The 24,389-nt window shown below is 44.0% G+C and carries 24 protein-coding genes and 1 riboswitch; of the genes, 15 read left to right on the forward strand and 9 right to left on the reverse strand.

The features are described from left to right. Positions 1 to 288 precede the first annotated feature (288 nt). The 4 genes from LROSL1_RS00715 to LROSL1_RS00730 all read left to right on the forward strand — a co-directional run bounded on the left by LROSL1_RS00715 (position 289) and on the right by LROSL1_RS00730 (position 4,357). Entirely contained in the window at positions 289 to 579 is a 291-nt protein-coding gene (locus LROSL1_RS00715) for a hypothetical protein (protein WP_178913374.1), read from the forward strand. 531 nt (positions 580 to 1,110) lie between these two features. After that, positions 1,111 to 1,707: a helix-turn-helix domain-containing protein gene (locus tag LROSL1_RS00720; RefSeq protein ID WP_178913375.1), complete on the forward strand. Its 597-nt coding sequence runs from the start codon at positions 1,111 to 1,113 to the stop codon at positions 1,705 to 1,707. Between the two features lie 405 nt (positions 1,708 to 2,112). Next, a complete protein-coding gene (locus LROSL1_RS00725; RefSeq protein WP_178913376.1) occupies positions 2,113 to 3,768 on the forward strand; it encodes a peptide ABC transporter substrate-binding protein in 1,656 nt (551 codons plus the stop codon). A 124-nt stretch (positions 3,769 to 3,892) separates the two neighbouring features. Continuing rightward, positions 3,893 to 4,357, forward strand: coding sequence for a MarR family winged helix-turn-helix transcriptional regulator (locus LROSL1_RS00730; protein WP_017261318.1), 465 nt, complete (start codon positions 3,893 to 3,895; stop codon positions 4,355 to 4,357). A gap of 153 nt (positions 4,358 to 4,510) precedes the next feature. Here the strand turns inward: LROSL1_RS00730 and LROSL1_RS00735 are convergent, their stop codons facing one another. The 4 genes from LROSL1_RS00735 to LROSL1_RS00750 all read right to left on the reverse strand — a co-directional run bounded on the left by LROSL1_RS00735 (position 4,511) and on the right by LROSL1_RS00750 (position 8,711). Beyond that, positions 4,511 to 6,208 (reverse strand): hypothetical protein, encoded by a 1,698-nt coding sequence (locus LROSL1_RS00735; RefSeq protein ID WP_178913377.1) that lies wholly within the window; start codon positions 6,206 to 6,208, stop codon positions 4,511 to 4,513. 66 nt (positions 6,209 to 6,274) lie between these two features. Then, on the reverse strand, positions 6,275 to 7,147 hold the full coding sequence (locus LROSL1_RS00740; protein WP_017260421.1) for an IS3 family transposase: 873 nt from the start codon (positions 7,145 to 7,147) through the stop codon (positions 6,275 to 6,277). 50 nt (positions 7,148 to 7,197) lie between these two features. Then, the gene (locus tag LROSL1_RS00745; RefSeq protein WP_178913378.1) at positions 7,198 to 7,890 is read right to left on the reverse strand and encodes a helix-turn-helix domain-containing protein; all 693 of its coding nucleotides are present in this window, start codon (positions 7,888 to 7,890) and stop codon (positions 7,198 to 7,200) included. Between the two features lie 77 nt (positions 7,891 to 7,967). Continuing rightward, a complete protein-coding gene (locus tag LROSL1_RS00750; protein WP_178913379.1) occupies positions 7,968 to 8,711 on the reverse strand; it encodes an ABC transporter ATP-binding protein in 744 nt (247 codons plus the stop codon). 451 nt (positions 8,712 to 9,162) lie between these two features. Between LROSL1_RS00750 and spxB the strand changes: the two genes are divergently transcribed. From spxB to ribH, 6 genes are all read left to right on the forward strand, one after another. Continuing rightward, entirely contained in the window at positions 9,163 to 11,028 is a 1,866-nt protein-coding gene (spxB, locus tag LROSL1_RS00755; RefSeq protein ID WP_017261315.1) for a pyruvate oxidase, read from the forward strand. A 110-nt stretch (positions 11,029 to 11,138) separates the two neighbouring features. Next, the gene (locus tag LROSL1_RS00760) at positions 11,139 to 11,780 is read left to right on the forward strand and encodes a hypothetical protein (RefSeq protein WP_178913380.1); all 642 of its coding nucleotides are present in this window, start codon (positions 11,139 to 11,141) and stop codon (positions 11,778 to 11,780) included. A 64-nt stretch (positions 11,781 to 11,844) separates the two neighbouring features. Continuing rightward, a riboswitch (FMN riboswitch) is annotated at positions 11,845 to 11,991 on the forward strand. A gap of 235 nt (positions 11,992 to 12,226) precedes the next feature. Then, complete coding sequence (gene ribD / locus LROSL1_RS00765) at positions 12,227 to 13,315, forward strand: bifunctional diaminohydroxyphosphoribosylaminopyrimidine deaminase/5-amino-6-(5-phosphoribosylamino)uracil reductase RibD (protein ID WP_178913381.1); 1,089 nt, start codon at positions 12,227 to 12,229, stop codon at positions 13,313 to 13,315. Further along, complete coding sequence (locus LROSL1_RS00770) at positions 13,315 to 13,926, forward strand: riboflavin synthase (protein ID WP_178913382.1); 612 nt, start codon at positions 13,315 to 13,317, stop codon at positions 13,924 to 13,926. Before ribD ends, LROSL1_RS00770 begins: the two co-directional genes overlap by 1 nt. Next, positions 13,910 to 15,118: a GTP cyclohydrolase II gene (ribA, locus tag LROSL1_RS00775; protein ID WP_178913383.1), complete on the forward strand. Its 1,209-nt coding sequence runs from the start codon at positions 13,910 to 13,912 to the stop codon at positions 15,116 to 15,118. Before LROSL1_RS00770 ends, ribA begins: the two co-directional genes overlap by 17 nt. A gap of 46 nt (positions 15,119 to 15,164) precedes the next feature. Then, positions 15,165 to 15,635 (forward strand): 6,7-dimethyl-8-ribityllumazine synthase, encoded by a 471-nt coding sequence (ribH, locus tag LROSL1_RS00780; RefSeq protein ID WP_178913384.1) that lies wholly within the window; start codon positions 15,165 to 15,167, stop codon positions 15,633 to 15,635. 68 nt (positions 15,636 to 15,703) lie between these two features. On the opposite strand, the gene LROSL1_RS00785 is transcribed toward ribH, so the two are convergent. From LROSL1_RS00785 to LROSL1_RS00800, 4 genes are all read right to left on the reverse strand, one after another. Beyond that, complete coding sequence (locus LROSL1_RS00785; protein WP_178913385.1) at positions 15,704 to 16,180, reverse strand: glutathione peroxidase; 477 nt, start codon at positions 16,178 to 16,180, stop codon at positions 15,704 to 15,706. A 274-nt stretch (positions 16,181 to 16,454) separates the two neighbouring features. Further along, positions 16,455 to 17,342: an IS3 family transposase gene (locus tag LROSL1_RS00790; RefSeq protein ID WP_012390893.1), complete on the reverse strand. Its 888-nt coding sequence runs from the start codon at positions 17,340 to 17,342 to the stop codon at positions 16,455 to 16,457. Then, positions 17,339 to 17,875 carry a helix-turn-helix domain-containing protein gene (locus tag LROSL1_RS00795; protein WP_178913386.1) on the reverse strand — a complete coding sequence of 179 codons (537 nt, stop codon included), beginning with the start codon at positions 17,873 to 17,875 and terminating at the stop codon, positions 17,339 to 17,341. Before LROSL1_RS00795 ends, LROSL1_RS00790 begins: the two co-directional genes overlap by 4 nt. A gap of 63 nt (positions 17,876 to 17,938) precedes the next feature. Continuing rightward, positions 17,939 to 18,196 (reverse strand): GlsB/YeaQ/YmgE family stress response membrane protein, encoded by a 258-nt coding sequence (locus LROSL1_RS00800; protein WP_161000695.1) that lies wholly within the window; start codon positions 18,194 to 18,196, stop codon positions 17,939 to 17,941. A 177-nt stretch (positions 18,197 to 18,373) separates the two neighbouring features. Here LROSL1_RS00800 and LROSL1_RS00805 point away from each other — a divergent pair, with 177 nt between their 5' ends. The 3 genes from LROSL1_RS00805 to LROSL1_RS00815 all read left to right on the forward strand — a co-directional run bounded on the left by LROSL1_RS00805 (position 18,374) and on the right by LROSL1_RS00815 (position 21,558). Next, on the forward strand, positions 18,374 to 18,595 hold the full coding sequence (locus LROSL1_RS00805) for a helix-turn-helix domain-containing protein (RefSeq protein WP_017261307.1): 222 nt from the start codon (positions 18,374 to 18,376) through the stop codon (positions 18,593 to 18,595). Positions 18,596 to 18,645: 50 nt separating this feature from the next. Beyond that, on the forward strand, positions 18,646 to 20,772 hold the full coding sequence (locus LROSL1_RS00810) for an ATP-dependent Clp protease ATP-binding subunit (RefSeq protein WP_178913387.1): 2,127 nt from the start codon (positions 18,646 to 18,648) through the stop codon (positions 20,770 to 20,772). 426 nt (positions 20,773 to 21,198) lie between these two features. Next, positions 21,199 to 21,558: a DUF6176 family protein gene (locus LROSL1_RS00815; RefSeq protein ID WP_178913388.1), complete on the forward strand. Its 360-nt coding sequence runs from the start codon at positions 21,199 to 21,201 to the stop codon at positions 21,556 to 21,558. Here the strand turns inward: LROSL1_RS00815 and LROSL1_RS00820 are convergent. Beyond that, positions 21,555 to 22,052: a MarR family winged helix-turn-helix transcriptional regulator gene (locus LROSL1_RS00820; RefSeq protein WP_161003797.1), complete on the reverse strand. Its 498-nt coding sequence runs from the start codon at positions 22,050 to 22,052 to the stop codon at positions 21,555 to 21,557. The genes LROSL1_RS00815 and LROSL1_RS00820 overlap by 4 nt on opposite strands. Before the next feature lie 112 nt (positions 22,053 to 22,164). On the opposite strand from LROSL1_RS00820, the gene LROSL1_RS00825 reads away from it, so the two are divergent. Both LROSL1_RS00825 and LROSL1_RS00830 read left to right on the forward strand, forming a co-directional pair. Beyond that, complete coding sequence (locus tag LROSL1_RS00825) at positions 22,165 to 23,115, forward strand: quinone oxidoreductase family protein (RefSeq protein WP_178913389.1); 951 nt, start codon at positions 22,165 to 22,167, stop codon at positions 23,113 to 23,115. Between the two features lie 498 nt (positions 23,116 to 23,613). Next, positions 23,614 to 24,387, forward strand: coding sequence for a glucose 1-dehydrogenase (locus LROSL1_RS00830; protein WP_178913390.1), 774 nt, complete (start codon positions 23,614 to 23,616; stop codon positions 24,385 to 24,387). Positions 24,388 to 24,389 lie beyond the last annotated feature (2 nt).

A 24,389-nucleotide genomic window follows, 5' to 3' on the forward strand; every position in this document is an offset into this window, starting at 1 on the left:
AGGCAAACCTCCATCAAATCAAGATTAGACTCACTATCAGGGTTCGACCTTTAAATGGCCTTAAAGTTGATTATTAAAACGGCAACAGGGAATTTTTTTAAGAAAGTTATCAGTAGTTTTAAAAGATGGTGACCTAACTATGCCTTGGAAATATTAATACTGTTTTTTATTGAAATGAAAACGTTTTTAATGCAGCACTGCCTCCCTCGGTGATAGCTTACTGACCTACGTCAAGATTGCAGCTGATAAGCGCAGAGTTCACATCGAGTGTCTAAGGGTGACGGCTGTATGTCGATGATCATTGCCAACAACACGATCTCTGCAGGACCAGTCAAGATTCCGGTATTCATGATTGAATCCATTCGCCTTGATGGTGACGGCAACAAGGTCTGGAACGTCAACACCTGGGTCGGCCGCGGCTATAATAATGGCAAGCCGGTATCGATGAAGCTGCCAATGCGCGACAAGATCGCCACGAACGTCGGCATGCTGATCGTGCACAGCAACAAGGAAATGGCCCACCTCAACACAGTGCTGCCAGGCCTGTATCGCGATTACAGCAACAAGCCGCTGATCTAACTAAAGAAATAGGATTAACCAACGCGCATCTTGCCACTTGGGTAATCCTATTTTTGGATGCTGCACAGATTTCAGATTATTTTTATTTTGAATTTTTTTCGAATGTGCCAAGCCAAGGTAAACTCAACAATTGCGATGATCAAAACAATATGGTGAAAAATCATCTTAAATAAATAAGACTGCCTGAGTAGTGGCAGTCTTAATCATTAGGGTGGTACCCACGTAGCACAAATTCATAATCGTTTTATATAATGTTAGTATCATAATGCGCCTCAATAAGTGCATTACAGCAAGATTCTGTAAATTGGTTGGTCGACTAATTTATTTCCTGGGAAATAATTAGAAGCACCGGTAGAGAATGCTGGCGCTTTTTTATGTTTGCTGCGTTGCAGTGGAATGTCCTAAAAGAATGGAAAGCCGACCAACAAGCACTAACAAACGGCAATGTAAAAACGATTTATCGTGACTGACAAACATCTTGGATGGTAAAATTTGCGTATCCTGAGACAATTCAAAATGAGAGGTGCCAACATGCATATTGGTAAGCAGATTCAGTCTCATCGCCAGCAACTAAAATTAACCCAAGATGAGCTTGCCGAGAGACTATATGTGTCGCGACAAACGATTTCTAACTGGGAAAATGGCCGTAATTATCCAGACATTGAGAATCTGTTATTGCTTAGCAAGCTGTTTGACACATCTCTAGATGAATTAGTGAAAGGAGATGTGGCGGCGATGCAACATAAAGTGTATACCGACAAAACAGATCGTGATGTGAAATGGATGCTTGGTTTGACAGTCGCTGGATTTATTGCGATAGTGCCATCAATGTTCTTACCAAGAGGAGGATGGGTGCTTCTGGCTCCCGGATTTTTCTTTATTGCGGCTTTCCTGTTCAGTTGCCATATAGATTATCTAAATCACAAAGCTGATGTGCACACATATAAAGAAATCATCGCTTATATGAATGGTGAAAATGTTGATCAACTACGCCAGCAACGTAATTGGTGGCATGATGGGTGGGACAAAACTAAAATTGTGCTGGCTTTCACGCTGTGTGGCCTAATCTTAACGTTTGTGGCTATGGTTCCGTATTTTATTTATCGTTTTATTGTTCAGTTAAGTTGATTGCGGAGCGTTGAATCTTTCAAATGTCAAAATCCCATAAAAAATCGTTGACGTGCTGAACTGAAATGGTTATGCTTACTTTCAGTTAGTCATGGGCTAATAAATTTTAAGCAAAAGGAGTGCCAAACATGTCATTAAAACAATTCTGTTGTTGTCAAAACTGTTTATCAACCAAGTCGATGACCATGGTGAACAATGTCTGTTGACACAACGGGATTTCTTTAATGACGATGGCACGCTAGCTTGAAATTTGGCGGTCAACGTAAAAAAGAATCATGTGACAACGCATTTTGTCCATCTGTGGATAAGATGCGTTTTTTGTGTACGAAGACGATACTCTTCGTCCTCGGTCGCTGATACTACTCTTATCCACGACAATTGATAAATTTGAGGGGTATGACAAGTATGGAATTTTCTTTAAAGCGACGTAGACGAATTTTAACGTTAATGACGGTATTACTGGCACTTATGGCATTGGTACTAACGACATGTGGCAAGAAAGGTACTAGCAGTGATCGTCAAACACTTAAATTGTCGGCACAAACACCGCTAGATACTATTGATTTATCTAAAGCCACTGGCTATGGTCAAACCGGTAACGTATTCGAGAGCTTTTATCGGTTAGGCAAAAAGGGCAGTCTTACGCCCGGATTAGCCAAGTCCGCTGAGGTTAGTCAGGATGGTAAGACGTACACTTTCCATTTGCGACCAAACTTAAAATGGAGCAACGGTGATGCGCTGACTGCAAAGGACTTTGTTTATTCATGGCGGCGCACACTAACGCCTTCGACCAAGTCGCAATACGCTTACCTGTTTGACGGTATTAAGAATGCTAACCGCGTAAATGCTGGTCAAGCATCTGTTAAATCGTTGGGAATCAGTGCACCGAATAAAAGCACGGTTGTCGTTCAGTTAGAGCGGCCAATTGCGTACTTTAAACTGTTGATGGCGTACCCGCTGTTTGCACCGCAGAACCAACGGATTGTTGATAAATATGGTAAAAAGTATGCCACCTCTTCAAAGTATATGGTATACAGCGGTCCGTTTAAGATGACGGGTTGGAACGGGACCGGTAACCATTGGCAGTTCGTCAAGAACAATCAGTACTGGGATAAAAAAGTCGTTAAGCTACACAAAATTACGTATCAAGTTATTGGCAATAACACGACCGGTGTAGAAATTTTCGATCAAAAGAAATTAAGTTTGACGTTATCGTCTAACCAACAGGTCAAAAACTACAAAGATGATCCGCGCTTCCGGCAGTATCCTTATTCGTACATGACATATTTGAAATGGAATTTTCATGATTCTGATGCTACGAATAACAAAGCAATCAATAACTTGAACATTCGTCAGGCGGTCGCATTGTCTGTCAACCGAGCTCAGCTGACAGAGAAGGTTTTAGGTGATGGTTCTCGCGTGCCAACTGGGTTTGTTCCAGGTGGATTAGCCACTGATGCCAAGAACAAAAAGGACTTTGCTAGTGAGCAAAAAGTTGCCCATACAGTCGCTTATGAACCGGCACTAGCCAAGAAGAAGTTTGCCACAGGCTTGAAAGAAATTGATCAGAAAAAAATCACACTTACACTGCTGTCGACAGACGATGATGGCACGAGTCCGATGGTGGCACAGTTCCTTAAGAGTCAGCTTGAAAAGAACTTACCAGGATTAACGCTGAACATTCGCTCAATTCCTTCTAAGGCCGCTAATCAGCAAGGTCAAAAAGGTGAGTTTGACATTATGCTCTCAGGTTGGGGTGGCGACTTTAACGATCCGGTAACCTTTTTGCAAATCCCCCAGACCAATACGGCGTATAATTACGGTAAGTGGTCAGACACGAAGTACGACGATTTAATTGATCGTGCTCAGAATGCAGACGCTAATGATTCTAGCAAACGTTGGCAAGACCTGGTTCAGGCAAGTCAGTATTTAAATCAAGTACAGAGCTTTACGCCACTGTATCAAGCAAACTATGCATATTTGCAGCAGAACAACGTTCAGGGGATCATCCATAACACGGCCGGCACGCAGTGGAATTATAAATACACAAGCATTAAGTGATGGAAGTTTGTCGGTTGTCATGAATGGTTCACAATTATGTAACTGGATTTTTAAGGGTCCTATGTGATAGTCTTGTTGGTATTAAAAAGGATCTTTAAGTGGCATTGTAAATGGAGGAATCACCATGGCAGCAGACGTTAAACCACGTTTGATCGACGACCAGCTTTGTGTCGCCGTTTATAACGCGAATAAATTATTTAATCATTTTTATATTGAAACACTGAAGCCTTACGGACTAACATTCCCGCAATACATTGCCCTATGTGTGTTATGGGAGCAGGACAAGTTAACGGTCAATGAAATTGGTGAACGTGTCAGTTTGGACAGTGGTACGTTAACGCCATTACTACGTCGCTTGGAAACCAACGGCTGGGTCAAACGGACGCGGTCAAAGGTTGACGAACGTCAGGTTGTTGTTAAATTGACGGCTAAAGCCAAGTCTAAACGCGATGAAATCTACCAACATGTAACTGATTGTCAGGATTTGCTGAATTACGATGACGATACCTATGTAAACTCACGTTCAGCAATGTTCGATTTGTCAGATCGGTTAAAAGCTGTCGAAGGCGAAGATTTGTCCGCTAAGTAGTTGTTGTCGACACTCAGAAATAAGTTATACAAAAACGCTGTGTAAGAAAATGGGTCACTAATGGCTCATTGGCTTGCACAGCGTTTTTTATGTGGAATCGAGTGGTAGGTGAAGTCATCACAGACTGCTAACTTTTAACATTTTGTATTTTTACTACGCTTGAGGACTAATAGTCGCGGCCTTGTTTGAACGATACAAGGTGAGACTCAAAATAATTAGCCATACACCAGTAATTAAGAAGTTTCCCCAACCGAGTTTTGGAAGTAACGCAACCGCATTAAGACCAACACCGGGGATGAGGACTAACACGGTTATAAACGAGTTGGCTAGGCCAAGACTACTGGATTGACTGGCTGTATATACAGCGGCAAACGGCAATCTCATGCTTTGCCCAGCAATGATTTGAGAAATTAATAACGCATAAAGCGTTGCATTAATATCAGTGATTAAGGCCTGCCAGCCAAGTAAAGGTGTTAATAACACGGCAAGTAGTAATGCCTGTGGGATTAATAATCTAGCCACGACCATCCAAACGGTTGCTTGGCGAAAGTCATGGGCGTGAAAACCAGGAATGATTTTGAAAACGCTCATGGCTTCGGGAGTACTGCTGTATCTAAGGTTGATGATCAGTTGCGGAATACTAAAGGCCATTGCGTAAACGGTCAGCGTTAGCCAACGATTCTGCAGAAGTGCTTCCCAATGACCGCCGTCGATACCGAATTCGACAAGGAAAACGAATACGATGACCACGGTGAGCCCCAAAACAGGATATACCCGCAGATGGTAGTCTCGTTCCGTTTGGTTGAGCCGCCAAGCCAGGTTGAAATACTCACGTTTGCGAAGATTGTGACGGTACGGCAAGACCATTAATCGTTGCCAAACGCCAACACGTGGCCTTTTATCCGAGTGAGTGGCTAATTTTTCTAGCATGACTTCAAACTGACTACTGATGTGAAGGTAGTAGATGACACTTAAGATTAACCCCAGGATAGCAAAGCCAGTGAAGATGATTAGGCTTGGCGTCCATGTGCCTTGCCACGCAGCCAATGGTGCGGCGAACCAGAATGGAAAAGCGATGACGCTCCACCAATGCCAAATTGGCGAAATCGTAAAGCTGACATTGAGATTGTCTAACAAGTTTGGCAATTGGGTAGCCGCATAGATTAAAATCATGAAAGCAACTTGAAAGATGTTAATCATGTTGCGTAGCTTGTCACCTTTAAATGTATGAAGAATGACAAAGTACAATAACAAAGCAACAAACGATGTGAATATTGTGAATAAAATGGTATCAATTAAAAATAAGATGGCAAATATTGGGGATGCTCGCCAAATCAATATCAGAGATGCTGGACCAATGAGTAGAAAGGCAATAATACCAACATAGTAGCTGATGTGAATCAAACGCGCAGCATTTAGCGTTTGATCATTAACGCCACGGATACCAATAATCTGTCGATCTCGTGGATCGAGTAATACAGACGAAAAACTCGATAAAATAGTGGTGAATAATATCATGAAATAAGCGAGAAAAAAGTAGCACATGGCTGAAAATGAAGTGCCAAATAATAGCAATAGGCCGAAAATTACGCCGTAAATGCCGTAATACCACAGTGACCGTAAAAGACCACGAGCGGTGGGAATTTCGTCATCTTTCTTAACGTTGTCCGTTTTCATTTGCATAAAGACAGTGAAGAAGGAAGTGTCGCTAGTATCAAGTAATAGCTTATATTTCAAAATAAGTCGCAGTTTCTGGTAATTAATATGACGCTTGGCGAACAACGATTGAAAGCGATCCAAAAAAACAAGTAGTCCACTTTCTTTGTTAGCTTTTCCTTTTTTATAGAGCATTTAGGACACCCCCAATACGTCGATGTGGACATGACCCAGTCAAGTAAACAGTCGAAATAATATAAATTAACTTGCTTTGCGAACGGTCTGATTCCGATATTCATTCGGAGTCAGGCCGTTTAGTGTTTCTTGCGGACGACCATTGTTATACCAGTCGATCCCAGCGTCGACTAAGGCGACAAGTTCTTTGAACGTGCCGGCCGGTCGTAGATCAAACCATTCATCTTTGATATGACTCCAAAAGGTTTCCATGGCGCCATTATCAATAGGTTTACCACCACGAGACATACTGTGTGTGATGTGATGTTGACGTAATTCTAAGTCATAGATTCGAGCTGTATACGCAGAACCACGGTCAGTATGTAACAGTGGTTCTGCGTCTGGGCAAGTTTCTAAGGCCCGGTGTAATGTGATAGTCACAGCCGCCGCTGTTTCTGTGTCACTAAGATTATAGGCAATGATTGAATGGTCATAGAGGTCTTTAATGGCACTTAGTTTCACTTTGTTAAGGGTATCTATGCCGTACTGTAATTCAGTGCAGTCGGTAACCCATCGTTGGTTTGGTTCGTTAGCGGAAAACTTACGGTCAAGGATGTTTGCGGTAATGACTTCAGCTTTCTGGGACTTACGGTCAACCTTCGCTTTACGAATTGAAGCGGTCATGCCGTGAGCATCCATCAAGCGATACACACGCTTGCGATTAACGTGAAACTCAGTTTCACGGTTAATCAGCCGTGTCATTCGTTGTGAGCCATAGATGCCATAGTCACGAGCTTCACGTTCTTCAATGAACTGCCAAATGACTTCATTATCAAGCTCACGTTGATTAGGCTTTCGGTGTGTCCATTTGTAATAGGCGGCGCGCTTGATACCTGTAAGGGCACAAAGCTGTTCGATGACATAAGGTTTGTGCGTTCGTGGATTAGTTTGTTCAGACAATTCCTGAATCGCCTGATAACGTTCGATTCGGGTTACTGGGTGTAACCAATCTATTGATTCCTCCTTTGAATCTCCCGTAATTTTTTTGCCAAATCTTCACGTGTTTCTAAGAAGTCATTGCGCTCTTCCAGCTCTTTGATGCGCAACTCTAAACGCTCTTTTTCGCTTAGCTCCTCAGGTTCACGATTTAGTCGCTTTCCACGACGATCCTGAAGCGCATGAATCCCATCCTTCTCGTATTTACGTACCCATGTGTAAACCTGTTGATAGGACACGTTAAAATGATTGGCAGTTGTGTGATAATCCTTCTCATGAACGAGGGCATATTTTGCGATTTCAATACGTTCTTGATAGCTGGTGGTTCGACCTTGTTTCATATGGGTTGTTTGTCCTTTACTAGTGGCTTTGATTTCCTTGCCATTAGTATACTGATTTACCCACCTTCGTAAAACAGAAGTAGAACTAATCTGATACTTTTTAACGATATCTAGTTGAGACAGTCCATTGACTAAGCGATCATGAACTGCGGCATTCTTTGTATCTTGCGAATACCGTTTCCATTCATGACTTGGTTCAAGCGCTTTAAAATCTTCTAATTGTTCAAGGCCAAGCCACTTTTTAAGTGTTACAAATGCGATTCCAAAGTCCTTGGTGAACGCCCTCATGCTTTTGCCTGAGTGTTTGAACTGATAAAGAGTGTCTAGCTTTTGTTCAAGACTATACGAACGTCCTTGTTTTTCCATACAAAAATCCCCTTAGAAATAGATAGACGATTTATTATTTCGTCTGTCTACTCTAAGGGGACAATAACAATGAACGCTTAGGCTTTTTCACCATGCTCTTTGAAACCGGTCATGTCATTGAACAGCTGTTGGAGGGTAGTGTCAGTGCTGTTTGATAGATCAGCAAACGTTCCGTGGGCCGCTACCCTGCCATCGTGAAGTAACAAGATTTGATCACTAACGGCCTGGACGACATCTAAAATATGAGAAGAGTAACAGATGGTTTTGCCTTGATCCCGAAGTTTACCCAAGACCTCTTCAATGATTAGGACGGTGTTGGCATCAAGTCCGTTCAGTGGTTCATCCCAAAACAGTAAGTCAGGATTGTGTAGAAGACTCGCAATAATCAATACGCTCTGCCGCATGCCTTTTGAAAAGCTGCTGATGGGTTTGTTGAAACTATCTCCATTACCTAGGATGGTGAGCAGCTGTTGCGCTTTGTAGCGAGCATCCGCCTCGGTTAACCCATAGAGTTGGCCAATAAAACTAAGGTATTCATTGGCAGTGAGGGCTTCAAAAATATCAGCATTTTCGGGTACATAACCGATTCTCTGCATGAGTTCATCACGATGTTCGTGCAGTGACTGGCCTAAAATAGTTATCTCACCGTCACTAGGTTGCTCTAGGCCAAGAATGATTTTTAAAGTGGTACTCTTACCAGCACCATTTTGACCGATATAGCCGACGATTTGACCAGCTGGAATTGCAAACGTCACGTCTCTTAGCACCTGATGATTTTCAAAATGTTTGGCAACATGGTTCAATGATAAAACATCTGTCATTTTTAAACGCCTCCTCGATAATAACTTTTTTATTATTTTATCGTAAGATAGCGTTTGGGTGGCGAAAAGACTACCGATTGAAGTGCTAACCTTCGGCACATTATGGCGGAATTTTTGTTAACTGGTGACCAGAAACCTGATTACGTTTCACGTGTAACAAATGGCCTAAAATTGTGAAAATGGGCTAGCTTGACTGCCGGAAAGTGAACTAAATATTGAGCTTTATATTCTCTAACCATCTTTTCTGAAAAGCTAGGCTAAGACTGTTGTGGCAAGGCATTTAGAGCACGTATTGTTAACTATTTCACAGCTTCACAGATGAAAAAGATGCGTTTACATTAATCACCGAAAGCGATTTCATTTTTCACAAAGTTTCGATATTGAAAATTTATATTGAAACTTTGATAAACAGTAATTAAAAACTGTCATGATTTATGAAAGGAGACCAGATATGGCCAATAAGATTAGTGGTTCAGATGCAGTACTGAAGGTAATTGAAGCGTGGGGCGTGGATCATATTTTTGGTTACCCCGGTGGTTCGTTTGATTCAACAATGAACGCTCTTTATAACCAGAGTAATAAATTGAAGTTCATTCAGGTTCGTCACGAAGAAGCTGGCGCATTGGCTGCCTCAGCAGAATCAAAGTTGACTGGTAAAATTGGTGTTTGTTTTGGATCAGCGGGTCCTGGTGCCATCCACTTAATGAATGGCTTGTATGATGCTCGTCATGACCACGCACCGTTGCTGGCCATTGTGGCTCAGGTACCTTCAAGCAATATGAACCGGGATTTCTTCCAAGCCATGGATGAGGAACCAGCCTTCAACGATGTTGCTGTTTGGAATAAAACCGCAATGAATGCTGAAGGGTTGCCACAGCTAGTTGACGAGGGGATTCGGCACGCCTATAAGTATCACGGCGTTGCCGTATTGACGATTCCTAAAGACTTTGGCTGGGCCATGATTGATGATACGTATGAATCAAACGCAGTTAATCACGTTGCGCCACTATATCCAGAACCAGATCCGCAAAAAATCGAAGAAGCTGTCAAACTGATCGAACAGGCTAAGGCGCCCATGATTTACTTTGGCAAGGGTGCGTTTGGTGCCGCTGATGAATTAAAGGCTGTTTCTGAAAAGTTTAAGATGCCACTGGTTTCATCTGTTTTGGGCAAAGGTGTCTTGGATGAAACGTATCCAGCTTACATGGGCTCAACGGGTCGAGTTGCACCTAAACCTGGTGCTGACCTTGGCTTTTCTACTGACTTGATCGTTTGGGTTGGGAATGACTCGCCGTTTAGCTCGATGCTCTTTACTCCGAAGGCGAAGGTTATCCAGATTGATGTAGATTCTGAAAAGCTTGGCAAACGGCATCATATTGACGTGCCAGTTCTCGCCGATGCCAAGAAAGCGCTAGCAGCTATTGCAGCTAAAGGTGAACAGCAGGAACCGAGTGCTTTTTATAAAGCTGCGCTAGCTGACAAAGAAAATTGGCGCTCTTGGCAAGATAGTTTCAAAGATGATGAAGAAGTACCACTTCGGCCAGAACCAGTCTTTAATGTGTTGAACCAAACGGCTAGTGATAAAGCTGTCTTTGCTGTTGATGTTGGTAACGTCAACATCAATTTTGAACGTTTAGTTGATATTCACGGCGATCAAAAATGGACGACTTCCGGTCAATACGCAACCATGGGTTATGGTTTGCCGGCTGCGATTGCTGCGAAAATCAATTACCCGCACCGCGATGTATACAGTCTGAGCGGTGACGGTGCGTTTGCCATGCTGATGGAAGAAATCCTGACTCAGGTCAAGTATCATCTGAATATTGTGAACATCGTCTTCAGCAATGAAACGCTAGGCTTTATCGAAGCTGAACAAAAAGACGACAGTAATCAGCCACTCTCTGGTGTTGATCTGCCAGCAACAGATTGGGCCGCTATTGCCCGTGGGATGGGTGCAGAGGCTTATACCGTTAAGACATTGGACGATTTCAAACAAGCCATGGCCGCCGCAAAACAGGCAAGTGCGCCAGTGGTCATTGATGTGAAATTTACCCATGAAATGCCACTAACAACGCAACACATGTTCCTTGATCCGAGTTTCCAGCCTAAGGACAAGGTAGATGCCTTCGTCGAAAAGTATCAGGCTCAGGCATTAAAGCCGTTTAGTTACTTTTTGAAACAAGCTTCTGGAGACAACGGAAACGAAGCCGATGCATCGACGGGCGCTTCTGAAGACACGGAGGAGGAAACACCAGTGGAAGCTGACCCACAATCAGGTGATATCGACGCGTCTACTGGAGCCTCGGAAGAAGATTAATTGCTAATATAAAATTTAGTTTGTTCGCTAACCGACAAATGCAAGATTGAATTTCAGCAAACACAAAATGCCATGTGATAAAGTCGCCACAAAAAGTGGGGATGATGCACATGGCATTTTTGTTTAATTGGGCCGAAGTTGAGCCAGACGAATACGCAATGACAACGACTGATGGCAGTATTGTTGACCTTGGTGAACGGAACTATCTGCGGATTGATGGCGAAGGGGATGAAAGTAGTGCCGAATTCATGCGTGATGCGGCAATTTTGCTAGCGTTGGGGAAATTCCTGTCAACTGCACCGACACATGGGATTCCCATTGCAACCTTTCGTAAATTTGTACACTACCCGTTGATGGTGAACTGGTACGGCACTTTGCACGATGACCATGAACGCTACCAGATGCGAATGAAACAACCCAATTTTATGCCTGCAGATGCTGTGATTGCTGCTATCAATCAACTAAGGGAAAGTATGCCAATGATTGGTGATGTTACTTATGAACGGTTCAAAGAGGGGCTGGAAGCACAGGTTAGCCAAATCGGTCTAGTTACACCAGCATTGGTTGAAAAACTGCAAATGTTTATCGGCAATAGCCCATTTGTTATTGATCATGGCGATGACTGGCACCGAGAACTGTACTTAAACGACGTGACGGCGTTGCCACGATCACAGTGGCAAATTATTTTGCGCCAGCAGATTAGCGTTGCTGATCCAGTAGCGGCGCGCAATTACCCCATCGTCATAAATTGAGTCATCATAATTTGTGCGTTGACAATTAATTTGAAAACTAATATCTTTATGCCAGTTGAATAAATCATTTCTTCGGGGCAGGGTGAAATTCCCGACCGACGGTGACAACAAGGTGTCGTTTGACAGCTTGTTGAAGTCCGTGACCCGCGCAAGCGGTTGATGCAGTGTGAATCTGCAACCGACAGTACAGTCTGGATGGGAGAAGAAATTGGTGATGATCATTTGTGGCCGACCAGTTAATTATGCAGTACGTTTTTTAAATTGGTGCAGTCTCACAACAATCATCGTTACAAACGTTGATGGAATGCTTTCATCAGGGTTTGTTTACCTAGGCAAATTTACCGCCCCGTGAATTTTTATATTCGCGGGGCGTTTTTTTGTAGAGTGATGCCGAAGCTCGGGAAGAACCGAGCAATTTTCAATACATTTAAAAACGGGGTGGTTGGATGATACAGTCGGACTATATGGCGCAAGCGATTGCTGCAGCACGTTTGGGCGCTGGTTTAACGTATCGGAACCCACTGGTGGGTGCTGTGATTGTGAAAAACGATCGCGTACTGGCTGTGGGACATCACGTTGGCTTTGGTCATGCCCATGCTGAAGTTGACGCGTATCAACATGTAACACACCCCGAAGATGTGATTGGTTCAACGATGTATGTCACTTTGGAACCATGCAGTCATTATGGCAAAACACCACCGTGTGCACACCAATTGGTGAAGTGGGGTGTCAAAGAAGTTTATGTTGCGCAACAGGACCCGAATCCCTTAGTTGGCGGGAAAGGCATTGCCTATTTGCGTGAGCATGGGGTTCAGATTCATGTGGGCCTGATGGAAACGGTCGCTCGGCAATTGAATCGTGCCTACAACTTTTACTATGAGTATCAACGACCGTTGGTGACTGTCAAAGTTGCTCAAAGTTTGGATGGTAAATTGTCATTGAACGATGGCAAACGGACTTATTTGACTGATATAGTAGCCAATGCGGACGTTGATCACTTACGCGCAACACAGCAGGCAATTTTGATCGGCAGTCAAACGGCAATCGATGATGATCCACGTTTGCTGGTCAAAGGAAGGGTAGCCTACCCACCTGTTCGTGTTCTTTTGGATCGCAGAAATCGAGTATCTCATACATCACGTTTGTGGCAAACGAATGAGGCGCCCCTATGGCACTTTGTGACAGGGAAAGAGTCGACAAAAGGCATTGAAGACAAAGATACACGGCGAACCTTTAAAACGTCGGAGTGGTCAATTGACAAGGTTATTCAAACGTTATCGGATCAAGGTGTTCAATCTGTGTTAGTCGAAGGCGGCGCTCATATCCATGATGCTTTTCTTCGTGCTGGATTGGTCGATCAGCTTATTATTTATCAAGTTCCGGAAATCTTTGGTGGTCGGTCACTGGCATCCTTCGCCAGTCGTGCGGATTCAATGCGAATGAGATTTACCCCAGTGACGATAGAAAGCTGTGGGAATGCCACTAAAATGACATTCATCCGGCCATCACTGGCGGCAGATTGGGGGCTGGACTGATGTTTACTGGAATTATTGGTGGTCTTGGTAAGATCACACAAATTCATCGTCAGGGCCATACCCTAATGCTAGAAATCACGATACCGTCGAATATTAGAACGGGTCTGCAGCTGGGCGACAGTTTGTCAGTAAACGGCGTTTGTCTGACGGCGACATCGGTGAGTGACTCAAACGTAACCCTTGACGTAATGCCGGAAACATTCAAACGAACGACGCTGTCCTCAATGAACATTGGGCAACCTGTCAATCTTGAACGAGCGCTTCCTGCAGATGGCCGATTTGACGGTCATATCGTGCAGGGACACGTGGATGGCGTCGGCCGCATTATTCGAGAATGGCAGGATGAAAACGCACGGTTTGTTCAGATTCGATTGCCACAAGCGTTAGCTAATCAAGTGGTGACCAAAGGTGCAATTGCCGTTGATGGCACCAGTCTGACGGTTGTGAAGGCAATGGCCAACTGGTTCACTGTCAGTCTTATCCCGCAAACACAGTCCGCTACTATCCTTGCGATTAAACGGACGGGTGCTGAGGTGAATATTGAAATCGACGTCATTTATCGCTACTTACAGAACATGAAGGGAGACCAAGCATATGGCAACGCTTACTGAAAAAATGACAACGGCACTGACGGCCTTGAAGCATGGCAAACTGATTCTAGTGGTCGATGATGCCAACCGAGAAGCCGAAGGGGACTTGATTGGACTTGCCTCGCTAGCAACGCCAGATTCAGTTAACACAATGACGAAGGATGGTCGCGGTTTGATTTGCGTGCCTATGACAGCCACAAAAGCTGAGCAGTTAAACCTGACTTTGATGACTACGGAAAACACAGAACATTTTCATACTGCGTTCACGGTTAGCGTGGATGAACGTCACACGAGCACCGGTATTTCAGCATATGAACGCGCAACGACAATCCGCCGCTTGGGTCAGGTTGACGCGGCTGAGGCTGACTTTGAACGACCAGGACACATTTTCCCATTGATTGCACGGGAAGGTGGTGTGCTGGTTCGGCGTGGACATACAGAGGCGGCAGTCGACTTGGCCCGTCTGGCAGGCGAGGAGCCAGCAACTGCGTATATTTGTGAAACATTAACCACTGACGGTCATATGCGACGTTTGCCAGAACTAAAACAGTTAGCGACGAAGTTAGGAATTCCGTTGATCACAATCGATGACTTGACTCAATACCGTTACTTGATTAATGACAGGGCAGTCACGGCTGATGTACAGGTTAAGTTACCCACGCAGTATGGCAAGTTTACATTAACCGATTATGAGAGTGCGACGGATCAACGTTTGCAGTTACTCCTTCATTCAACTTCGGCGAGTGCAAGTGATGTTCCGTTAGTACGTTTGCACTCGGAGTGTTTTACAGGGGATGTGCTGGGTTCCAAACGTTGTGACTGCGGTCAACAACTTGCTACGGCGATGACTAAAATCGGCGCGGAAGGTGGCTATTTGTTGTACTTACGCCAAGAGGGTCGCGGGATTGGACTGAAAAACAAACTGCGCGCCTATCAGTTACAAGAACAGGGGCTCGATACTGTAGAGGCAAACGAACATCTTGGCTTTGAACCAGATGAGCGTGACTACGGGATTGCCGCAGCCATGTTACATGATCAGGGTGTCGACAGAATTCGTTTGATGACCAATAATCCAGATAAAATTGCTGGTCTACAAAAATATGGCATCGAAGTGGTTGAACGTGTGCCACTTGAAGTGCCTGTGTACGCCGAGGATCACGATTATTTAAGAACAAAGCAGTTTAAATTTCATCATGCTTTACATGTTGATTAAACGGTGGATAAATTCATAAGAACTATTAATAGTGGAGGATAAGAAAATGACAGTTTTTGCAGGAGAGTACTTAGCACATCCAGGTAAAATTGCGATTGTCGTCAGCCGTTTTAACGAGGCGGTGACAGGCAAACTACTGGGTGGCGCGCAAGATATGCTACACCGGCATGAAGTAAACGATGATAACATTGACGTTGTCTGGGTACCAGGTGCGTTTGAAATTTCAGGGATGGTCAGGCAATTACTAGCAACAAATCGTTACGCAGGGGTAGTTACACTTGGTGCGGTGATTCGTGGCGAAACTAGCCATTATGATTATGTCTGTAACGAAGTGGCCAAGGGCGTGGGTCAATTGGCCTTGAACAGTGACGTACCAGTCGTCTTCGGTGTATTAACAACGGATACCTTAGAGCAGGCGCAACAACGGGCTGGTGGCAAGGCCGGTAACAAGGGGAGCGACGTAGCAGCGGATATTCTTGAGCTAATTGATCTGCATAAGCAATTAGCCAATGCTTAGGTGATCTACTGTCCGCATGTAGATACAAAAAATCACGAGCCAACAGAACTCGTGATTTACATAGATAATTATTCAGCTTGGCTTAATGCGTCCACAATATCCGTTTCAAACTTCTCAGGCTTTGTCTGTGGTGCATAGCGTTTGATGACCTGGCCGTCGCGACCTACTAAAAACTTGGTAAAGTTCCATTTTATTCGACCATGACCAGCAGCGTCCTTTAAATAGGTGAATAACGGATCTTCATCGTCACCATTCACAGTAACACGCTTTGTCATCGGAAAGGTTACGCCATAGTGAACTTGGCAGAAATCATCCGTTTCCTCATCCGTCGCTAGTTCTTGGTGGAATTGATTCGACGGCAGGCCAAGAACATTGAAACCCTGATCATGATACTGTTTGTACAGGCTTTCTAAGCCTTCCAGTTGTGGCGCAAAACCGCATTTGCTAGCAGTGTTTACAATCAAGAGAACTTGACCGCGATAGTTGTCTAATGGGATGGTTTGGCCGCTCATTTCAGTTTCCGAAAAATCATAGATTGATGCCATTAAATATGCTCCTTTCTAGTTGCTTGATATTGTTACACCATTGCTTGTGGTTATTGTGCGTCAATTTCATAAATAATGCGAGAATCGAGATTTTCCGATTTCGAGGATGGCACGGGACGTTTCACGTGAAACGGAGAAAATGGAAGTACTCTTCCAAAATCAAGAATTAGCCAAACATGGAAATATACTTCCATTCCTCGAAAGGTAAATCATAGAAAAAAGCCATCCAGAGGGGGATGGCTTTGAAGTGAACCCACAAGTTTGGACAACTAAATTAAGCTACTAACTGATTGGCAAGTTCTCGGTATTGTACTGGTGACTTGCCTTTTAGCTTGGTCCTGATTCTACGGTTATTATAAAACTCAATCCATTCAGTCATCGCTTGCGCGAGACTCTCTGGATTTTCGAAGTGTTCATCCATCATCTCTGCTTTCATGAGATGAAAGAATGATTCCATGGCGGCGTTATCTAAGCAAGTCGCCTTACGGGACATACTCTGAAAGGTATGATGAGTTTTAAGCGTTTTTTGCCACTGCTTATGTTGGTACTGAAATCCTTGATCTGTGTGTACCGTTGTTCGATAAGGAAGCTCAGGTAGTCCATCTAATGCTTCTTTTAGTGGCTTCAACGCAAACTCAAGAGTTGGATGTGCGCTAATGTTAAATGCCAAAATTTCACCCGAAAATAAATCCATGATGGGCTCTAAATAGATTCGTTCACTTTGACTCATCTGACCGTATCGAAATTCACTAACGTCGGCGACAAGTTTTTGATATGGTCGATCTGTCTTGAATCGCCGGTGTAACTTGTTTTTGGCGATTCTACCAACAACTCCTTTGTATGAGTTATATTTACGAGTTTGCTTATTAAAGGCCTGACATGTCCAGCCTTGTTCCTTCATAATTCGGAGGACGCGTTTGTGATTAACTTTAAATCCCTGTTCATGCATAACTAACGTTATGCGACGGTAACCGTATTTTTGAGTATACTTGGCATCTGTTTGGCGAATTTCATCAATGGCTTGGATAACCTGGTCATCATCATATTTTCGTCCCTGGCTGTGCTTAGTGTAATAGTACGTGCTACGTGGTATCTTAACGGCTTTGAGGATAAAACTAATCGACGTTTTGAAGACTCGCCTCAGATCATCAATTAAGGTCACGGTTTCGCGTGAGCTGATTTTTCGTGATCTAAGGCATCGAGTTTTTTTAGGAATTCATTCTCGATTCTTAACATCTTATTTTCTTGCTTGAGTTGCTTTAACTCATCTTTATCGTGGCGTGCTTGAATTTGTGCTGTTGTGGGTTTGGTTACTTTTTTATGCTTATGCTTAGCCATAGTCTTTGGATCTCCTCTCACTCTATTTAGGCCACTGAGTCCCTTTAAATCAAACTTTCTTTGCCATTTCCAGATAGTACTTGGTGAAGAGAGATTGAAGTGTAGTGCTGTTTCTGAAAGCGAAGCTTGGTGCTGTTGTTTCCAGTTTAATACTTCTATCTTGAACTCACTAGAGTATTCCAAGTTCATAGGTCTCGGTTTTAATCCTGCAATGCCAAAACGATTAAAGCGATGAACCCATAGGAGAATCGTTTCATTGTTGGCAATATGGTATTTTCTGGCCAATTGAATGGAACTAATACCCGTTAAATATTGTGTCACAATAGAAATTCGTAACTCTAAATTAAATTTAGTCATAATAAATCCCCCGAGATTGTTGTCCAATCTCGGGGGTTCACTTCACTTTTTTTCTATGAAACCTCATTCTTTACGTTTACGCATGCCGAAAATTGCTGAAACAATCAACACCAGAATTACCGCTCCAATAATGGACGGGAAGACTGCCATGCCAGCAAGCATTGGGCCCCAGTGACCGAAGATCATTTGACCCAGCCACGCTCCGACCAGACCGGCAATAATGTTACCAATGATGCCGGCTGGCAAATCACGATTTGTGATCATCCCAGCAACAACACCGATTAATCCACCAACAATAAGCGACCATAACCATCCAAACATAAGCAAGCTCCTTTCTTATGAAAGCAATAAGGTTTTGCGTTGATTTAACGTTATCAAGAAATGATGAATAGCTCAATTTTTATGCCTAAAATAATTCGCATTTGTGGTACATTTACACTTGTGCTACATTCACAGATGTGATATAGTATTTATCGAAGGGAGGTTACCGAGAATGTCATGAAAATTGATGTGAAGACGTATTTGGTCGAGCATGACTTGACCATCTATGAGGTGGCTAAGCGTAGTGGCTACGGGTATACCACCTTACACAAGTCGTTTAATAAACGACAAACAGATGCGACCCCGTTGAATATTAGGGATCTAGATGCATTGGCGCGTGCACAGCACGTTCAAATGTGGGAAATCCTAAGGGATCTGGAGTCACATTATATGAACTAACCTTTAAAGAGCTTTGAACTGAAGCATTAGTACAGAGGAGGAAATTAAATATGGCACAACAAAACTTTTCTAACGATCCGTTTGGCAACAACATGGACGATATTTTTAATCAATTAATGGGTAACATGAATGGGATTAACTCAGAATCACGTTATCTAGTTAATGGTCGCGAGATGACACCGGAAGAATTTGCAGAATACCGAAAAAATGGTCGTTTGGCAGCGTCTGAACAAGGGCGTAGCAAACAGGCGGCTCAAAGCGGAAAGAAGCAAGGCATTCTGGAAAAACTGGGTCGTAACTTAACTCAGGAAGCTCGCGACGGCAAGCTGGACCCGGTGATTGGCCGGAATAAGGAAATTCAGGAAACAGCCGAAATTTTAAGCCGTCGTACTAAGAACAATCCTATTCTTGTTGGAGATGCTGGGGTTGGTAAAACGGCCGTCGTTGAAGGACTGGCACAAGCAATTGTGAATGGCGATGTGCCAGCAGCCATCAAGGACAAGCAGATTTGGTCAATTGATCTATCTTCATTAGAAGCAGGTACACAATATCGTGGTAGCTTCGAAGAAAATATTCAAAACCTGATCAAAGAAGTTAAAAAAGCTGGCAATGTCATCCTATTCTTCGACGAAATTCACCAGATTTTAGGCACTGGTTCAACTGGTGGTGAAGATGGTGGCAAAGGCATGGCCGACATCATCAAGCCAGCACTGAGCCGTGGTGAATTGACGGTCATTGGTGCAACTACACAAGACGAATATAGAAACACCATCATGAAGAACGCAGCACTTGCTCGCCGATTCAATGACGTTACGGTTAATGCGCCTAGTGCAGAAGATACCGTGGCGATTCTGAAAGGGATTCGCAAGTTGTATCAGGACCACCACAACGTTGACTTGCCTGACGAGGTTCTGAAGGCCGCTGTTGATTACGCGGTTCAGTACATTCCACAACGCTCGTTGCCTGACAAGGCGATTGACTTGCTGGACATGACAGCTGCACACTTGGCTGCACAGCATCCAGTTACTGACAAAGTTAGTTTGGAAGCACAATTGAAGCAGGCTGAACAAGACAAACAGGCTGCCGCTGATAAGGAAGACTTTGAAGCCGCTGGTAAGGCAAAAGCCAAAGTCGATGCGTTAACCAAACAGTTGAAAGATGGCGGTCACGAAGAACGCCCAGTCGCAACTGTCAATGATGTCGCCGCCGCTGTTGAACGGTTGACTGGAATTCCGGTTTCACAAATGGGCGCCAGCGATATTGAACGGTTGAAGACCATTAACAAACGCCTTAAGGGTAAGGTCATCGGTCAGGATGAAGCGGTTGACATGGTTGCTCGGGCAATCCGTCGTAACCGTGCCGGCTTTGACGAAGGCAATCGTCCAATTGGGAGCTTCTTGTTTGTCGGCCCAACCGGTGTCGGAAAGACGGAATTGGCTAAGCAACTCGCGCTCGACATGTTTGGTAACAAGAATGCGATTATCCGTTTGGACATGAGTGAATATACGGATACCACCGCTGTTTCCAAACTAATTGGGACGACTGCTGGTTACGTTGGTTATGAAGACAACGCCAATACGTTGACGGAAAAAGTTCGTCGTAACCCATACTCCATCGTGTTACTTGATGAAATTGAAAAGGCTAACCCACAAGTGTTAACCCTGTTACTGCAAGTCATGGATGATGGCCGTTTGACAGACGGTCAAGGAAATGTGGTCGACTTTAAGAACACCATTATCATTGCCACATCTAACGCCGGCTTTGGTAACGAGAGCTTGAGTACCGATGAGAATCAGAACAAGAGCTTGATGGACAAGTTGGCACCATACTTCCGTCCAGAATTTTTGAACCGGTTCAACGGAATCGTCGAATTCAGTCATCTAACTAAAGATGACTTAGGTCAAATTGTGGACCTGATGATCGATGACGTTAACCAAACGTTGGCTAAGAAGCAAATCACCTTGAAGGTAACGGATGATGCCAAAGCTTGGTTAATCGATCAAGGGTACGATGAAGCGATGGGCGCACGTCCATTACGTCGGGTTATCGAACAACAAATTCGTGACCGTGTCACTGACTTCTACTTGGATCACTTGGATGCCAAACATCTGGAAGCAGATTTGGTTGACGGTGAAATCAAGATCAAGGATTTGGACAAAGACGGCGTTACCGAATAGTGTTTGAACGCATAAAGACCCAGTGCCGCATGCTGACACTGGGTCTTTAGTACATATATATTTTCTTGCAGTGCTATGGTCGTCTGCCGTTGCGGCAACCAGAGACGCCGTTCCATGAGGACCGGACTCAACCCGCTAAGACCGCGGTTTTCGTCTTCGATTTTGAGCCGAAGTTCCGTCTCAAAAGTCGTCCCACACTACTAAACGACCAAAAGCGTGCCATTAAGTAGCGTCGACACGGAACTATGTCTCTGGTTGCCTCCACTACCACATGCTTATGGATATAGGATTAACTTGTCCTCAGGATTGCACCAAGGTATTTACAATAGTTTAGAGTTTCGTTACAACTATTTTTTGAGGGACGAGTATACGAAATTAGATTTCTGGTAAAAATTGATACACAGGACAAAGGAGAAACAAATAACAATGAAGACAGAACTGGAAGGTTTCAGGGTCAAGTCAGATAAACACGCAGAAGCCCAGGAATGGTTGAAATTTCTGGCAGATAATCGGCAAGCGTTCTTGGCAACCTTACCCGCAGAAAAGATGTTAGTAGAATCAGTCTTTTCGACAATGATTGGCAATGATCTGTATCTGTGCTGGTATTCTATTCAGGGCGATAATCCAAGGCCGGTTGAGGATTCTGAGAGTGAGCTGGACAAACGGCATGTCGCATATTGGGAGGACTGTATTGATGAAAGTGTGCCATCGTTGAAGTTTGATCATGTAGTGAACTATGTTCCGGAAGAGTTGACGAAGAAGATGGCAGCGCTGTATGAGAATTAAAGTTTGATTGTTGCTAGTGCGTGCATGACGTCCACGGCGTTTTGCATTTGCGTGTCATCGAAGGGTGCCAGCGCTTTAGCGTAAAGGTCACGCTCCGTTTGGTGCATGTCGGCGTGCAGTTTAGCAATTAGTTGACCAAGGTCGGTTACGGAAACGTAAACGGCCTTTTTATTATCTGCTTGGTGAAAACGCGTCAATAGTTCTGCTGACGCCAGCTTTTTAACGTAGCGTGAAAGCATTCCTTGTGAGAAGGGAACTTTGCCGACCAAATCTTGATAAGCCAGTGTTCGTTCAGGCGCTTCAGTCACAAAACTGAGGATTTGCATTTCCGAGTGTGTCATCTGCATTTTACGAAGTTTAGTAGCAACTTGATCAGTCAGTTGATCTTGAAAATGATCAATGGATGTTTGCCAGAAGGCTTTTTTAAAGTCTTCATGAACATCATTTAAATCGTGGATAGATTGGTATATTTGCTGCATTTGCGAGTTAGTCATGCAATGTCTCCTAAAATAAATTACCGGTAATCTATTGTATTTTAATATCAAATGGTTATACTCAATTATAAATTACTGGTAATTAATAATCAAAAAGAAAGTTGGCAATAATATGAAAGCAGCAGTTGTAAATGATTTTAAAGAGGCACCAAAAGTTAGCGTAATCGAGACGCCGAAGCCAGCCGCAAACGAGCAGACGGTCCATGTGCTCGCTGCCGCAGTGTATCCCCGTGTACGTTCACAAGCAAATGGCACGCATTACACAAGCACCGGCGAATTACCGTTTGTACCAGGACTAGATGGTGTTGGGCAAACGGAGGCGGGCCAGACAGGTTACTTTATCACGTCAAATGCCAAATATGGCGCACTGGCTGAGAAAACAGTGATTGATCACCACCGTTTTATTCCCTTGGGTAATGATATTGATGCAGCAAGAGTTGCAGCGGGGATGAATCCAGCAATGTCCGCTTGGATGTCAATTAAGGTTCGCGTGGGGGATTTGACGGGCAAAAAAGTCATGATTTTAGGCGCAACCGGAGCAGCTGGGCAGATGGCCGTTCAAATTAGTCGTTATCTCGGCGCAAGCGAAGTTATTGGTGTGGGCCGTAATCAAACAAAACTGGCAGCATTATCTGAACTAGGCGCAACACAGACGATTTCGCTTCGAGATGATCAGGAATCATTAAGAGTTGCGTTTACAGCAGCTGCCGACGTGGATGTTGTGTTGGATTATTTATGGGGCACCGCAGCATCCACAGCGATGAAAGTGATGTTACCGGCTCGCCAGAACCACAGTCAACAATTGCTATGGATTGAAATTGGCAGTATGAGCGGCGCCGATATGGTGCTCCCAAGCGCTGCACTCAGATCCGTAAACTTGAATTTAGTAGGTAGTGGTCAAGGTAGCATTAATGCTAGACAATATTTAGCGGAACTGCCTGAATTGGCGCAGTTAATCAGCGCTGATCAATTCAAGATTGCCTCGACAACGATGCCTTTAACAGAGTTAAATGAAACCAATTGGAATGATGTCACAAAACGTGTTGTTTATACGATGGACTAGTTAGTTTGAATGGGTAGCAATGATGCTATTTACTTGATATTTGATTAGAAAGGTCAGTGTGTTGTCTTCTTTGTCTTATATGATGTGTTAAAAATTATAGCGATATTTTCAAGATACATTCCTGCGTAAATGTAGTGTAGTCAGGCAGAAACAGAGTTCCGTGAAGGTAATACTTAATGGTATGGTCTTGACCATTTAGTATTACAGGACGAGCTTGAAGACGGTGGTTTTGCGGCTTCAAGTCGAGTGCGAAGACCGTGTACTTCGGGCTGAGACCGGTCTCACGGAACGGCGTTTCAGCCTGACGAAACGACAGTTTAATTCGTTTGCAAAACACTTATCTGAAGAATAAATGAGGAGAATGTCACATCAACGCTGGTGTGGCATTTTTTATCGTGCAAAGCTGGCATCACCACTTAATTGACACACTGAAGGTAAACGGCTATATTGACCTTTGTAAAGCTAGGTTAAACGTTTACCTAAAAAGGAGATTTCTTCATGAAAACTTTTGATAGCAGTTGGTTTCGACTCGATGATAAGGTGGCAATCGTGACTGGTGGTGCTTCAGGACTAGGCGCATTTTATACGCAAGCGTTACTCAAGTCTGGTGCCAAGGTACTGGTTGTTAGCCGCTCACAAAAGGGCTGGCCAGAACTTAAAAATTTTGCCACTGATAATCAGGCGGATATTGCGTTCATTCAGTGTGATATTACTGAGACTGATGCCCCGCAACGAATCATGGACGCTGTTCAATCTACGTTTGGAAAACTCGACATTTTGATTAATAATGCTGGCCTACAGCGACGTGCTACCTGGGACAAATTCACGGACGAAGATTGGCGCGCCGTAATCGATGTGAACTTAAACGCCCTCTATTACTTGTCACACGCGGCGGCTAAACAGATGGCCCCGCAACATCATGGCAAGATTATTAACGTCGCATCTATGCAATCGTTTAGAGCGGGTAAGTTTATTTTTCCGTATACCGCTAGCAAACACGGTGTTGTTGGTTTGACCAAGGCGTATGCCGATGCGCTCGCACCCGATAACATTCAGGTTAATGCCATTGCCCCTGGCTACATCGATACGCCAATGACGAAAGCACTACAGGACGACCCGGAACGGAACACAGAAATTTTAGCGCACATTCCGGCTGGTCACTGGGCGGATCCGCGGGAGTTAATGGGAACCATCGTGTTTCTCGGCAGTGAAGCATCTAACTACATTACTGGTGCGACGATTCCAGTCGACGGTGGGTATCTCTTGCGATAGAA

The organism is Furfurilactobacillus rossiae, assembly GCF_013394005.1.
Lineage (GTDB): Bacteria > Bacillota > Bacilli > Lactobacillales > Lactobacillaceae > Furfurilactobacillus > Furfurilactobacillus rossiae.

Coding starts and splice junctions, on each gene's coding strand:
- LROSL1_RS00715 (WP_178913374.1), top strand. CDS start 289: ATGTCGATGATCATTGCCAACAACACGATCTCTGCAGGACCAGTCAAG.
- LROSL1_RS00720 (WP_178913375.1), top strand. CDS start 1,111: ATGCATATTGGTAAGCAGATTCAGTCTCATCGCCAGCAACTAAAATTA.
- LROSL1_RS00725 (WP_178913376.1), top strand. CDS start 2,113: ATGGAATTTTCTTTAAAGCGACGTAGACGAATTTTAACGTTAATGACG.
- LROSL1_RS00730 (WP_017261318.1), top strand. CDS start 3,893: ATGGCAGCAGACGTTAAACCACGTTTGATCGACGACCAGCTTTGTGTC.
- LROSL1_RS00735 (WP_178913377.1), bottom strand. CDS start 6,208: ATGCTCTATAAAAAAGGAAAAGCTAACAAAGAAAGTGGACTACTTGTT.
- LROSL1_RS00745 (WP_178913378.1), bottom strand. CDS start 7,890: ATGGAAAAACAAGGACGTTCGTATAGTCTTGAACAAAAGCTAGACACT.
- LROSL1_RS00750 (WP_178913379.1), bottom strand. CDS start 8,711: ATGACAGATGTTTTATCATTGAACCATGTTGCCAAACATTTTGAAAAT.
- spxB (WP_017261315.1), top strand. CDS start 9,163: ATGGCCAATAAGATTAGTGGTTCAGATGCAGTACTGAAGGTAATTGAA.
- LROSL1_RS00760 (WP_178913380.1), top strand. CDS start 11,139: ATGGCATTTTTGTTTAATTGGGCCGAAGTTGAGCCAGACGAATACGCA.
- ribD (WP_178913381.1), top strand. CDS start 12,227: ATGATACAGTCGGACTATATGGCGCAAGCGATTGCTGCAGCACGTTTG.
- LROSL1_RS00770 (WP_178913382.1), top strand. CDS start 13,315: ATGTTTACTGGAATTATTGGTGGTCTTGGTAAGATCACACAAATTCAT.
- ribA (WP_178913383.1), top strand. CDS start 13,910: ATGGCAACGCTTACTGAAAAAATGACAACGGCACTGACGGCCTTGAAG.
- ribH (WP_178913384.1), top strand. CDS start 15,165: ATGACAGTTTTTGCAGGAGAGTACTTAGCACATCCAGGTAAAATTGCG.
- LROSL1_RS00785 (WP_178913385.1), bottom strand. CDS start 16,180: ATGGCATCAATCTATGATTTTTCGGAAACTGAAATGAGCGGCCAAACC.
- LROSL1_RS00795 (WP_178913386.1), bottom strand. CDS start 17,875: ATGACTAAATTTAATTTAGAGTTACGAATTTCTATTGTGACACAATAT.
- LROSL1_RS00800 (WP_161000695.1), bottom strand. CDS start 18,196: ATGTTTGGATGGTTATGGTCGCTTATTGTTGGTGGATTAATCGGTGTT.
- LROSL1_RS00805 (WP_017261307.1), top strand. CDS start 18,374: ATGAAAATTGATGTGAAGACGTATTTGGTCGAGCATGACTTGACCATC.
- LROSL1_RS00810 (WP_178913387.1), top strand. CDS start 18,646: ATGGCACAACAAAACTTTTCTAACGATCCGTTTGGCAACAACATGGAC.
- LROSL1_RS00815 (WP_178913388.1), top strand. CDS start 21,199: ATGAAGACAGAACTGGAAGGTTTCAGGGTCAAGTCAGATAAACACGCA.
- LROSL1_RS00820 (WP_161003797.1), bottom strand. CDS start 22,052: ATGACTAACTCGCAAATGCAGCAAATATACCAATCTATCCACGATTTA.
- LROSL1_RS00825 (WP_178913389.1), top strand. CDS start 22,165: ATGAAAGCAGCAGTTGTAAATGATTTTAAAGAGGCACCAAAAGTTAGC.
- LROSL1_RS00830 (WP_178913390.1), top strand. CDS start 23,614: ATGAAAACTTTTGATAGCAGTTGGTTTCGACTCGATGATAAGGTGGCA.